Raw genomic sequence first — 12406 nt, 5'->3', positions numbered from 1 at the left:
TTATGAAGTTTAGCAGTTTGATTTTGGCTTTGGCAATATCGGCATGCAATTTGCCAGCCAATGGCGGAAGCGTGGCCAATGGGTGTGGTTCGGGCAATGAATTGGCGCCATCGACAGCGGGGCTGTCACAAACAACATTGTGTATCGAAAGCGGCACAAAGAAACAGATATTTACGGTCGAAATTGCCCGCAGTTCGATGGAACAGGCCAAAGGTTTGATGTTCCGGACCGAGTTACCGGATAATACTGGTATGATTTTCCCATTTCCAGAACCGAAGGTTGCGAGTTTCTGGATGAAGAATACCGTCATTCCACTCGACATAATCTTCATCCGCGAAAATGGAACAATCGAAAGCATTGCGGAAAACACTGTACCTTATTCGACAGAGCCGGTGAGCGCTGGTGAACCTGTCATATCCGTCCTCGAATTGCGGGGGGGATTGACTTCCGAACTTGGCATAAAGGCTGGCGACAGGGTGACGTGGCGATCCAAATAGGGATTGCACACGCGCCCGCTTCGCCCTAATCGCTCATCCATGGGAATCCTCGGAAAAATCTTCACGTGGTGGGACGGTGCCACCATTGGCACATCCTTCTATAGCTGGCGCAAAGGCAAGCCGGTTGGGCAAGATGATGCCGGAAACACCTATTATCAATCCGCTGATGGCAAGCGCCGCTGGGTGATCTATAACGGTGCAAATGACGCAAGCCGCGTCTCGCCCGACTGGCATGGTTGGCTGCACGGGACCCACGACGGGGCACCTGAAAGTTATTTGCCACCTGTGCGCGGCTTTGAAACGGCCCCTGTTCCGAACCTGACGGGTACCGACGGTGCCTATCGTCCAAGCGGGGCGATCGAACATGGCGGGCGTCGTGCCCGGGCAACCGGCGATTATGAGGCGTGGAGTCCCGACGCATTATGACTCTGCTTCGCGGTCTAATGCTGGTGCCATTGCTGGCAATGGTCGCCGCTTGTGGATCGCAAAATCCGAATGAGGCTACGTTGGCGCCGGTTAAATCCGGAAAAGCACAAACAACGCGGGACAAAATAACGATCTCAGCCGGCAAAACATTGGGCACCCCGATGGCCGAACGTGTTGCCATTTTGGGAATGCTGAACAAGCGCAATGGACAGACCCGTGACATCGAACTGAAGCCAGGTGAAGCGATCAGATTCGGCAAGGTCGTAGTGCGCCTACGTGCTTGCGAAAAAACGGCCCCGTGGGAAACGCACCCGGATGAGGGGGCATTCGTTCAACTCATAATCAATGAACGTCCACCAGGCACAACACAGGCCGAGCGTTGGCGTCAGGTTTTCTCAGGCTGGCTGTTCAAGGAAAATCCGGCCGCAAATGTTGTTGAACACCCGATCTACGATGTCTGGGTCAAGGCCTGCAAAATGAGTTTTCCCGGGGAGGAGGACGAAGTCGAAGAAAAATCAACCGATGCGGTCGCTGCACCAGAAGCCAAAAAGCCATCTAGCGCACCCCAATCACCCGCTCCCGAAGCTCCGGCTGATGCAGCAGGCGATTCTGAAAATACTACAGAAACCTGAAAGTCACGCCCGAGCGCTTCTTCCAAAAGCACAAGATAATCGACCTGACTGATTTCGATTGCGCCCAAGCTTTGCAAATGGTCAGTAATAAATTGGCAATCGAGTAATGCAAAACCCCCAATTTTTAGACGCGCTACAAGCCAAGCCAAAGCGACCTTTGAAGCGTCGGTTGCGCGCGAAAACATGCTCTCACCAAAAAATGCCCGACCCATCGCCATACCGTAAAGTCCGCCAACCAACTCTTCACCCACCCAGCATTCAATGCTATGCGCATGGCCGCGACGGTGTAGTTCACAAAACGCATTTTCAATATCGGGGTTAATCCAAGTATCCCGGCGATCATCTCGCGACTCGGCGCACGTTGCAATGACGCGCGCAAAAGCTGCATCAGCGGTTACCGTAAATCGCTGTTGCCGGATTGTTTTGGCCAATGATTTTGACAATTTGAAACCATTCAAGGGCAATATGGCCCTTTGCTCGGGCTCGATCCAGAATGTGTCGGGATCGTCCCGCGCATCCGACATCGGAAATATACCGCTGGCGTAAGCCCGCATCAGCAAATCGAGGTCGATGGGCAAAAAGCGGATCCTTTATAGCTTGGCATTGAAGCCCAACATCCTATCTCGAATTGCACCGGCGCTTGCAATGGATTATAGCAGCAAAATCAGCCCCGGCTGCGTTGAGTCCGCGAAGGACCTTCGCTGCCGGGGCGTATCATTTCTAGATAAGTCAGGGACCAAATATGACCCGCCGTCGCAAAATCTATGAAGGCAAGGCCAAGATCCTTTATGAAGGTCCTGAACCGGGCACGCTTATCCAGTATTTCAAGGATGATGCTACCGCATTTAATGCCCAGAAAAAGGGGACGATTGCGGGAAAGGGTGTCATAAACAATCGCGTTTCAGAACATGTTTTTACCCGTTTGTCGCATATTGGCATCCCGACCCATTTCATCCGTCGGCTCAACATGCGTGAACAATTGGTCCGTCAGGTGGAAATTGTTCCTATTGAAGTTATCGTGCGGAATGTCGCCGCAGGGTCATTGTCGAAGCGGCTTGGCATCGAAGAAGGCACGCCTTTGCCACATACCCTGCTTGAATATTGCTACAAAGATGACGCCTTGGGAGATCCTCTGGTTGCCGAGGAACATATCGCCTGCTTCGGATGGGCGACACAGGAAGAGATGCAGGACATCAGTTCGATGGCCATCAGGATCAACGATTTCATGTGCGGGATGTTCGCAGCGATTGGCATCCGGCTTATCGATTTCAAACTTGAATTTGGCCGATTGTTCGATGGCGATTTTTCACGGATTATCCTGGCGGATGAAATCAGCCCCGATGGCTGCCGCTTATGGGATATCGAAACCGGCGAAAAACTTGATAAAGACCGGTTCCGCCGCGATTTGGGGGGAGAGGCCGAAGCATATCAGGAAGTGGCCCGCCGCTTGGGACTGATGCCTGATGAAAATGAAGGCGCTGTTCTCGACATGGTCAGCCATCGCCTTCGCAAGGGTAAATAAGCCGGGGTGTTAAAGTGCGGAATTTGGGGGTTGGCGCTATCAGCTTTGCTGATCATTGCCCCCCCTTTGTCGGCGGCATCGGAAAAGGCACCTGAAGGGGCGGAACGGACTGCCGCTTGGAATGCCGAAACGTCTAATCTGGAGCCCGATCCAAGCATTATTTATGGAAGGCTTTCCAACGGGTTGCGTTATGCAATCCGCCCAAATCAACGGCCCGAGAATCAGGTGATTGTCAGGATGGCGATTGACTTTGGATCAGCTGCCGAGGCCGATGACGAACAAGGGCTCGCCCATTTTATCGAACATATGGCCTTTAACGGCACGACGCATGTGCCCGAAGGCGAAATGGTCAAGATGCTCGAACGGCTCGGGCTTTCTTTTGGCGCTGACACCAATGCGTCCACTGGATATACCCAGACGCAATACAAGCTCGACCTGCCGCGTGCTGATCCATCTTTAATCGAGCGCGCACTCTTTCTGATGCGCGAAACGGCCAGTGAAGTCCTTTTCAATGCCAACGCAGTTGATAGAGAACGAGGCATCGTCATCGCTGAAAAGCGCGAGCGGGAAAATTATGGTTTTCAAAGTGCGCGTGCCGCCAATGACCTTTTCTATCCCGGAACATATTACGCGACACGTTATCCGATTGGACAACAGGACATTCTGGAAACCGCACCTGCCGAACGGATGCGCGCACTCTACAAAAAATGGTATCGGCCTGACCGCACCAGAATAATCATCGTTGGCCCGGTCGATGTTGCGGCAATCGAACGGGAAATAGTTCGCAAATTCGCCAATTGGGAAAATGAAAGCTCGGCCTTACCTGATTTTGATACCTGCACCATCGACATCAACCGAAGCGGAGCAAGCAGCTTTTTTGTGCATCCAAAAATCGGGGAAGCCATCAACATTCAGCAATTCATTCCGGACCAACGCCGTCCCGATACAGTTGACCGTGCGTTGCTGGACCTGAAAATGCAGATTGCGTCCTCTATCATCTCCCAAAGGATGAGCCGCAAGTCGCGGGAGAATGATGTCGCGTTTCTGGGAGGCGGAACAAGTTTTGAAATCGGCTTTTGTGACCAATATGCGCGCATCGGTTTTGGTGCATCCGGAAAAGATGGAAGCTGGCGCGAATTGCTGCCCTTTGCCGAACAGATTGTCCGACAGGCCACCCAATTTGGCTTCAGCGAAATTGAAGTCGACGAACAACTAAAGCGGCTTGATTCTGCTTTTGAAAATGCTGCGAAAAGCGAACCGACCAAACCCAGTGTTGCATTTGCGAACGATCTGGCCGGGCTAAACGATGATGTTTTGAATTCCGCCGCTTATCGCCTCTTGCTGTGGCGACAGCTGCGGCCGTTCATGACGAAGACGGCAATCGACAGCAATTTTTCCAAATGGTTCGGCAAGCTGGAACAACCCATCATATTTTACACCACCAAAAATGGCGACGGATTTACACGCGATCAACTGCTCGCCGAGTTTACGGCAAGCCGCAACGTGGCTGTCACGCCGCCGGTGGCGCGCAAAGAGCAGATATTCGCCTATACTGACTTTGGTGCGGCGGGCATTGTGGTCAGCGATAATATGATTTCTGACCTCGGGATCCGAACCCTGAAATTTGCCAACGGTGTTCTGCTCAATATCAAAAAAACGGATTTTGAAGATAACAGACTGCGATATTCGCTGCGGATCGATGGCGGCGAATTACATTTCGGTAAGGACAATGCTGCGCTGGCCGCGCTGATGTCCGGCGCTTTTGTCTCAGGTGGACTTGAAGCGCATGACATAGAGGATTTGCGTTCGTTGTTGGCCGGGACAACAGTTTCCGCAAGCTTAAGTGTAGCCGATGAATATTTTGGGAGTTCCGGTACCATTGCGCCGGCCGACCTCGAACGCCAATTGCAGGTAATGGCAGCATTTACAAAATATCCCGGTTACTCGGACAAAGCGCTGCGTCTGTTTCAACGGCCTTTGCCCGAATTTTACGCACGCCTCGATGCAACGCCAGGTTCGGTATTGGGTGTATCCTCGATCAAGATCATGACGGACAATGATCCGCGCTTTAACATTGCGCCTCTAGAGACAATGAAAGCCCTCGACTTTGTTTCTCTCAAGTCGATCTTGGGCGACGCCTTGACAAAAAACCCGTTGGAAATCGCGCTCGTGGGTGACGTTGATGAAAATGCGGCAATTGAGAGCGTTGCGCGCACATTTGGTGCCTTGCCCCAGCGCAATTCCGATAAAAATGGCTATAGCGACCAACGTAAAACGGCATGGAGCAAGGCCAACGGCAAGTTCGACTTGCCCCATAAAGGAGAAGCCAACCAATTGGGTTGGCGTAGAATATGGACCACGACTGACGACAGTGACCAGAAGACAAGCCAAGGCTTGGATTTGCTCGCGCGGGTTATCACTTTGCGGCTGACCGACGAGTTACGCGAAAAATTGGGGGCGACCTATGGCGGCGGCGCCAGTTCTTTTATGTCGAGTGTATATCCGGGCCGGGGAACTTTCACCATCGGGACAAGCGGCGACCCCAAAGATATTCTTGTAATCGAAGCTACAGTTGACGCAATCATAGCTGAAATTCTGGCAAAGCCGGCCGAATCCGACCTCTTTGATCGGGCTCGCAAACCAGTGCTGGAGAGTTATGCCGATTGGAAAAAGCAAAATGCTACCTGGATCGGTATCGCCTCAATCGCACAAACGAAACCGGAGAGGCTGGACCGGTTTCGCAAAAGCGAGAGTCTATTCAAGGCGATAACAGCGGACGATTTATGGCAATTGGCAAAAATGTGGCTCGGCCAGCCGGCGCCGTTTACATTTCGGGCTTTACCCGACGAATTGGTCGATAAAAGTGCGGTTAACTCTCAGAAGATGAACAACTAAATAGGTTGTGGACAGCACAGCCCTACCCGCGGGTTTTATAACCGCAGACAATCCCCAGAATAAACGCAATAAACAATCCCAGTTGGACCTCATCATTGGGCACACCGCTCCAGCCGAGCATTTCATGCCCGAACGCGAACAGCCCTATAAACATCGCGGTTGCCAATCCAACCATAGGTCCCTCCGATCGGCACAATCACATCCACAAACCAATTGTGGTGAATGCGCTTAAACCCAATACCCTCAATACAGCATTGCCTATCATGGTTAAAATCTGGTTATCGGGCACCTGCCCCCTTGTTTCAATTTGCGTGCCTTCTATAGAAAGCGCAAGACAAGCAACACAGGTGAGTGCCATGAAAACCCGCGTCTTCGTTACCTTAAAAAATGGCGTGCTTGATCCGCAAGGCAAAGCGATTCATCACGCTATCGAAAGTCTCGGTTTTTCCGGCGTAAATGATGTCCGCGCGGGCCGGCTTTTCGAAATCGAACATGAGCCAGGCCTGTCGGCAACCGATATAGAAGCGATGTGCACCAAGTTACTCGCCAATATGGTCATCGAAAATTTCGAGATTGAACAGGCCGTCTGATGCGCGCGGCCGTCATTCAATTTCCCGGCTCAAATTGTGACCGCGACATGGCGGTGGCAATACGCCAGATAACCGGTGCCGATACGCACATAATGTGGCACCGCGAAACGGAGTTGCCGGAAAATCTTGACCTCATAGCGATTCCAGGTGGCTTTTCATATGGCGATTATCTGCGTTCAGGCGCAATGGCGGCGCGGTCGCCGATTATGCAGGCTGTTTTTGCAGCCGCGCATCGCGGCGTGCCCGTATTGGGCGTTTGTAATGGCTTCCAGATACTTACAGAGGCGGGTCTTTTGCCGGGCGCATTGATGCGGAACGCGGGCATCCGGTTTGTCTGCCGGAATGTGCAATTGACGGTCGAAAACAACCAATCGATTTTTACAAATCAATATGAATCCGGCCAGTCAATCACATGTCCTGTCGCCCATCATGATGGCAATTACTTTGCCGATGATGAAACGCTGAACCGTCTTGAAAGCGACGGTCGTATTGCATTTCGCTACGCAGAATCCGTCAACGGTTCAGCGCGCAATATTGCAGGGATTCTAAATGATTCAGGAAATGTTCTTGGCATGATGCCTCACCCGGAACGGATGATTGAAACGCTACAAGGTGGATCAGACGGCCGCAGGCTCTTTGAAGGCCTCATCCGCCAGATCGCGTGAAACATCCGGCTTGGTTTCGCGCTGCTTCCTTTGCGGTGGAAACAAAAAGCGGCCCAGTACCAGAATAACCGTTGGCCAAAACATTGTATTATACAGATCATGCACCGCGGCATCGATCGTAGCCTCGGCTGGCGCCACGCCATGAAAGTCGGCAAATTCGTTAAACAATTCGGCGATCAACACGATCAACCAGCACCACAAACTATCCGGTCGGCGTCGAAGCAGTATGGCCGAAACGAATAAGATCATAATCGAACCATGAATGTGCATCGCATCATTGGTTAAGCCGACAAAATCGATCAGCCAAATTTTATAGCCAATCCATTGATCAGCCAATTTCTGTAAGATATCCTGCATCATATTTTCGTCTTGAAAGGGGAGAAATCAGTGTCCTCGTCAAAAATATCGACGCCCTCTTTATTTTTCAACCATCCGACCACCAGATAGGTGACCGGAGTAAGCACCACTTCCCAACCCACTTTCAAAAGCCAGTTGGTTATCATGACAATAATAACTTGTTCGTTCGACCACACGCCCCAAAAGGCAAGCGGATAGAAAATCACGCTATCCACCCCTTGGCCAACAATTGTGGAGCCAATAGTCCGTGTCCATAAATGCCTGCCAGCGGTCCAGATTTTCATCCTTGCCATGACATAGCTATTGACGAATTCGCCTGCCCAAAAAGCGGTTATCGATGCCGCCACTATCCGCCAGACCTGACCAAAAACCGCTTCATAGGCCGCCTGCCCTTCCCAACCGGATGCGGGTGGCAGGGCAACGACGACCCAACTCATGAATGCCATGAAAATCAGACCGACGAATCCGGCCCAAATCACCCGACGCGCGCGGGCATATCCATATACTTCGGTTAAAACATCACCGATCACATAGCCGAGGGGGAAAAATAAAATTCCGGCACCAAAAACCCATTGTTCCCCGCCAAGTGTAAGAGCAGCCGGCTTGGCCGCACCGATCACGTTGGACAGCAACAACACAGCGACAAACGCCGCCATGACAAAATCATAATATCGAAAGTGGCGACCGGTCGAAGCACTGGCGCTTTCGGTAATAATTGGGGTGTCTTGCATATTTGTCGTCATAAGCAGCTTTGCAGGCGCACGCAAAGTGGTTATTGCCCTCCCCAGCGCGCGCCCTTAGCTCAGCTGGATAGAGCGCGAGACTTCTAATCTTGAGGCCACAGGTTCGACTCCTGTAGGGCGCGCCACGCAGTCCTTAAAATCACAGTTATCCAGAGACTTTTGATGCATCACTGCGAAAGCGGCGGACTTCCGCGCGCTTTGGCGGGTGCAAAATTCAAACAGAAGCCAAATCAGTCTCTGATTTGAGACAGTTTGCCAAAAATATAGGCCCCGTCTCAGGGGCCCAAAAAACAGACTTCTGTTGGAATGTGCGAGGGGTCAGCCGAATCCGAGTACGCGCTTCTGTTCGGCCCAGGCAAGCGGAAGCTCGGCCGCAAGTAGCTTGCCTGGTGTGAGTTTAAAGGGCTGACGTCCTTCGACAATTGCAGTGACAATTTCGGGCGCGAGGCAGACGAGCTTTGCAACGTTCATCATACGAACGCGGCATCGGCCCTGCTCCGAAGCAAGAGTGGGGATCGATTTATCCGGGCTTTCAATGATCTGCGCCATAATTGTACGAGACTCGGCGATCAGTGCGATGAGTTTTTCATCGCGCATTTGGATATCGCTTTCCGATGTTGGTGCCGGGATGATTAGTCGTAGTGCTTTTCCCCGTCGCAGCCTGATCGCCTGACGCTCAATCATCAGATTTGTGTGTGAGGGTTGGACCGAACTGTCGGCTCTAACAATGTGCAGCAAGCCGCGATTGTCCATCCGGATAACAACGCGGTTCTCGTGCAGTTCGATACGGTCCAGCACGTTTCGAATGACTTCCTGTTTCCGGGCATACTTGGCAGCGCCTAGTTCGGTCGCCAGCTTGCTGCACCGTGAGATTACATTGTGCAGCTGTTCACTTGTATATGAGCCGTCCAACAGCAATCTCTGCACCTTGTTGCCGGAAGCTAGTGTTTGCGAAAGCTGATCGACAACAATGTTCTCGATATCCCGCGCGCTAACGCGTGATGCCGTTGAGTCACCAAGGGTTTCATAACGGTTCGCGTAATAGTGGAACCTGCGATTGCCTTTCTGGGTGTGGGTAAGGGCCATTGGCCTGCTCTCGCCATCAAATATGAGGCCTGCCAATACGCCGGTTCGGGGACTGACCTTGCGCGAACTGCCACCCTGCCCTTGCTTTGCAAGCCTTGCTTGGACCTGATTCCACAATTCTTCGGTCACTATTGCTTCATGCTCGCCTTCAAAGGCTTCGCCCTTATGGACTGTCATGCCGCGATAAATGCGGTTCGACAGGAGGTGGTACAAATTGCCGCGCTTGAAGTGGACCCCACCCTTAGTGCCGCCATCTTTGCGCTGTTGGACTTTGGTGAAGCTGCCGGTCCGGGCCAAAATCTCGACCAACTCGGGAACCGAGCTTGCTGTCAGATAAAGATGCACGATATTGCGGACCTGTTCGGCTTCTGGCTCGTTAACGACCAGTTTGCGCTCCACAACGTCGTAGCCCAGCGGAACTGGTCCGCCCATCCAGATGCCCTTGCGTTTGGATGCGTAGATTTTGTCGCGGATGCGCTCGCCGGTAACCTCACGTTCGAACTGGGCAAAGGACAAGAGCATGTTGAGGGTCAACCTGCCCATGCTGGTAGTAGTATTGAACGATTGGGTGATCGACACAAAGCTTGCGCCCTTGCGGTCGAGGATTTCAACGATTTTGGCAAAGTCAGACAGTGAGCGGGTAAGTCGGTCGATCTTATAGAGCAGGATGATATCGACTTTGCCTGACTCGATGTCGGCCAACAACCGCGTGAGACCTGGACGTTCCAACGTACCGCCCGAGAACCCGCCATCATCATAGCGGTCTTTGGTTACAGTCCAGCCTTCGTGCCGCTGGCTTAGAGCATAGGCTGTGCACGCATCATATTGCGCATCGAGGCTATTGTACTCTTGCTCGAGACCGTCCTCGGTGGATTTGCGGGTGTAGATCGCACAGCGGACCAGCTTCTTTGTTCGGTCCATATTAGGCCGCCTTCGCTGTCAGGCCGAAGAATCTTGGGCCTGACCAATGTGCGCCGGTAACAGCGCGGGCGATTTCGGACAGCGAGCGAAAGGTTTCACCATCCCATTCGAATCCGCCTTCGGTCGCCGTAACAGCGATGGTCTTCCCGTTCCATTCGCGAACGAACCGTGTTCCGGGCAATATAGGGCCGCGTCGGGGTAATGTTGACGCGGTTGCATCGTTGTTTCCGCCAAGTCTATCGAGTTCGCGCTCAATATACGTTGGTAGCTTGCCCAGAGTCTTTTCTTGCAGTCGCTGCGCTATCATATGCCGCAGCAGGCTCGGTGAGGCATGTGGTAGATTTATGCCGGATAGGACTAACCACGATTGTCTGAGTTGCACCGGCGACAACGTCGCTAGTGATTTCAGTTCGGAATCAAGCTTAACGGAGCGCGCCATCATGCGCCTCCGCTAGATACAATTCGATAGCGGCGGACGCCATCGATCTTATCACTCTTAATGACATGGCCCTTTTTCTTCAGGCCGGTCATGAAAGATCGCGTCGAATGAGGGAGCCAACCGGCAACCTTTGACATCTCTTCGAGCGTCGCACCGTCCTCGCGTGACAGTAGATCGATAACTAGCTGGCTCTTGGTTCTTGTTTCCGGCTTTGCAGATAGGGCAGCCGGTTTAGCGGCTGACGTTTTTGTCATGGGTGATGGGGTGGACGCCCCCTGACGGCATTTGTGTGGTAAGCGAGGGGTCATTTTGCACCTATGGATGGGAGGTTAGGATGAGTGATGTTAAGATAATCGGCTTGGATATTGCGAAGAACGTATTTCATGCGCACGGCGCCGACAGCGCGGGAAATCAGATTTACAGCCGGAGGATCAGTCGCGGCGCATTGCTTAAATTTATGAAGTCTCAGCCTAAGTGTCTGATTGCTATGGAGGCTTGCGGAGGAGCGCATCACTGGGCACGCGAGTTTATGGGGCTGGGCCATGAGGTTCGACTGATCCCACCTGCTTATGTCAAACCCTTCGTGAAGAGGCAGAAGAATGATGCCACGGATGCGGAAGCAATTTGCGAGGCGGTGCAGCGTCCGAACATGCGGTTCGTAAGTGTCAAAAGCGAGAATCAGCAGGCGGCAGCTCTCATTTTTCGCACGCGTGATATATTCGTGCGCCAACGCACGCAGATGACAAACGCGGTCCGCGGTCATCTTGCCGAGTATGGCTGGGTCGCACCAAAAGGACCATCGCATATGGCGCAACTCAGCAATGTGCTCGATGGCGATATGGGAACTTCGGTTCCGCCAGACGCGCAGGCGATGTTGAAAGTGATGCTCGACACGATAGAGCACCTTGGCCACAAGATTGCCGAACTGGATAAAGAGATCGGCATTCGTGCACGTGAAGACGAAGTTTGCCGAAGGCTTATGACGATCCCGGGCATCGGCCCCATAGCCGCAACCGCAATAGCGGCATTGGCTCCCCCAGCGGAGACTTTCCGGCGAGGCCGTGACTTTGCCGCCTGGCTCGGCCTCACCCCACTTCAGAAGTCTACCGGTGGCAAGACTCGGTTGGGCCGAACGTCGAAAATGGGAGAACGCACGCTGCGGCGCCTTTTGGTCATCGGCAGCAGTTCGGTTGTAATGCACACCAGTCGGCGCGGCGCACCCGCTGGCTCGTGGCTCGAACGGATGCTGGCTTGCAAGCCGCGCATGTTGGTTACAGTTGCACATGCCAACAAGATGGCCCGCACCGTCTGGGCGCTGCTGACCAGTGGGCAAGATTATAGAGCTCCGGTCTCGATCACGGCCTAGGCCAGGGTCGCCGATCAGAGGTCGTCGGAAACGTAGGCGGTCGAAGGAGAGTATGGCACAACAGTCGGCGAGACGGGGCTGGAAGAACCAGTGAGAACCAAAGTGCTTCAAAGCACGCATTGGGTGATTTGGATCTGGTCCGCGAACTCCCATACAGGCCAGCGGTGAAAATACCGCACAAACAGGCCGGACAGATGGCAGCATCCGACTACGTAACAGACTCAATTTTATGCTTGCGTTTCTTCGGGCGTCCACAGATGGTTCTCC

Annotated in this window: 13 protein-coding genes, 1 tRNA gene and 1 pseudogene; 9 read left to right on the top strand and 6 right to left on the bottom strand. The window is 52.9% G+C overall.

Features of this window, described 5'->3' with window-relative positions:
* The first annotated feature begins 2 nt into the window (after window positions 1-2).
* From ACKVOS_RS02630 to ACKVOS_RS02620, 3 genes and pseudogenes are all read left to right on the top strand, one after another.
* The gene (locus ACKVOS_RS02630; protein WP_409210468.1) at window positions 3-497 is read left to right on the top strand and encodes a DUF192 domain-containing protein; all 495 of its coding nucleotides are present in this window, start codon (window positions 3-5) and stop codon (window positions 495-497) included.
* 39 nt (window positions 498-536) lie between these two features.
* Complete coding sequence (locus ACKVOS_RS02625) at window positions 537-923, top strand: NADH:ubiquinone oxidoreductase subunit NDUFA12 (protein WP_409210467.1); 387 nt, start codon at window positions 537-539, stop codon at window positions 921-923.
* Window positions 920-1336, top strand: a pseudogene (locus tag ACKVOS_RS02620) (DUF2155 domain-containing protein); the annotation flags it as partial. The gene ACKVOS_RS02625 and the pseudogene ACKVOS_RS02620, both read left to right, overlap by 4 nt.
* Window positions 1337-1371: 35 nt before the next feature.
* Here ACKVOS_RS02620 and aat read toward each other — a convergent pair.
* On the bottom strand, window positions 1372-2109 hold the full coding sequence (gene aat / locus ACKVOS_RS02615; RefSeq protein WP_409210507.1) for a leucyl/phenylalanyl-tRNA--protein transferase: 738 nt from the start codon (window positions 2107-2109) through the stop codon (window positions 1372-1374).
* A 188-nt stretch (window positions 2110-2297) separates the two neighbouring features.
* Between aat and purC the strand changes: the two genes are divergently transcribed.
* The 4 genes from purC (at window position 2298) to purQ (ending at window position 7227) form a co-directional block, all read left to right on the top strand.
* Complete coding sequence (gene purC / locus ACKVOS_RS02610) at window positions 2298-3077, top strand: phosphoribosylaminoimidazolesuccinocarboxamide synthase (protein WP_409210466.1); 780 nt, start codon at window positions 2298-2300, stop codon at window positions 3075-3077.
* Window positions 3078-3107: 30 nt separating this feature from the next.
* Window positions 3108-5972, top strand: a complete 2865-nt coding sequence (locus tag ACKVOS_RS02605) for a M16 family metallopeptidase (protein ID WP_409210465.1) — start codon at window positions 3108-3110, stop codon at window positions 5970-5972.
* A gap of 356 nt (window positions 5973-6328) precedes the next feature.
* A complete protein-coding gene (gene purS, locus ACKVOS_RS02600; RefSeq protein WP_409210464.1) occupies window positions 6329-6562 on the top strand; it encodes a phosphoribosylformylglycinamidine synthase subunit PurS in 234 nt (77 codons plus the stop codon).
* Window positions 6562-7227 (top strand): phosphoribosylformylglycinamidine synthase subunit PurQ, encoded by a 666-nt coding sequence (gene purQ / locus ACKVOS_RS02595; RefSeq protein ID WP_409210463.1) that lies wholly within the window; start codon window positions 6562-6564, stop codon window positions 7225-7227. Before purS ends, purQ begins: the two co-directional genes overlap by 1 nt.
* Here purQ and ACKVOS_RS02590 read toward each other — a convergent pair.
* Window positions 7180-7587 carry a hypothetical protein gene (locus tag ACKVOS_RS02590; protein ID WP_409210462.1) on the bottom strand — a complete coding sequence of 136 codons (408 nt, stop codon included), beginning with the start codon at window positions 7585-7587 and terminating at the stop codon, window positions 7180-7182. The two genes, purQ and ACKVOS_RS02590, sit on opposite strands and share 48 nt — an antisense overlap.
* Window positions 7584-8315 (bottom strand): queuosine precursor transporter, encoded by a 732-nt coding sequence (locus tag ACKVOS_RS02585; RefSeq protein WP_409210461.1) that lies wholly within the window; start codon window positions 8313-8315, stop codon window positions 7584-7586. Before ACKVOS_RS02585 ends, ACKVOS_RS02590 begins: the two co-directional genes overlap by 4 nt.
* Before the next feature lie 60 nt (window positions 8316-8375).
* On the opposite strand from ACKVOS_RS02585, the gene ACKVOS_RS02580 reads away from it, so the two are divergent.
* Window positions 8376-8452: transfer RNA gene (locus ACKVOS_RS02580), tRNA-Arg, on the top strand.
* Window positions 8453-8645: 193 nt separating this feature from the next.
* Here the strand turns inward: ACKVOS_RS02580 and ACKVOS_RS02575 are convergent.
* The 3 genes from ACKVOS_RS02575 to ACKVOS_RS02565 are packed head-to-tail and all read right to left on the bottom strand — an operon-like array spanning window position 8646 to window position 11027.
* Complete coding sequence (locus ACKVOS_RS02575) at window positions 8646-10334, bottom strand: recombinase family protein (protein ID WP_409210460.1); 1689 nt, start codon at window positions 10332-10334, stop codon at window positions 8646-8648.
* A 1-nt stretch (window position 10335) separates the two neighbouring features.
* Window positions 10336-10776, bottom strand: coding sequence for a DUF2924 domain-containing protein (locus ACKVOS_RS02570; RefSeq protein ID WP_409210459.1), 441 nt, complete (start codon window positions 10774-10776; stop codon window positions 10336-10338).
* Window positions 10773-11027 (bottom strand): DUF3489 domain-containing protein, encoded by a 255-nt coding sequence (locus ACKVOS_RS02565; protein WP_409210458.1) that lies wholly within the window; start codon window positions 11025-11027, stop codon window positions 10773-10775. The genes ACKVOS_RS02570 and ACKVOS_RS02565 overlap by 4 nt, the downstream gene beginning before the upstream one ends.
* An 80-nt stretch (window positions 11028-11107) precedes the next feature.
* On the opposite strand from ACKVOS_RS02565, the gene ACKVOS_RS02560 reads away from it, so the two are divergent.
* Window positions 11108-12139 carry an IS110 family transposase gene (locus tag ACKVOS_RS02560; RefSeq protein WP_409210457.1) on the top strand — a complete coding sequence of 344 codons (1032 nt, stop codon included), beginning with the start codon at window positions 11108-11110 and terminating at the stop codon, window positions 12137-12139.
* Window positions 12140-12406: the final 267 nt, after the last annotated feature.

It is taken from the genome of Sphingorhabdus sp., from assembly GCF_046154385.1.
Classification (GTDB): Bacteria; Pseudomonadota; Alphaproteobacteria; order Sphingomonadales; family Sphingomonadaceae; genus Sphingorhabdus_B.
The sequence above is the reverse complement of the archived record's forward strand: the minus strand, read 5'-3'. Positions and strand labels throughout refer to the sequence as shown.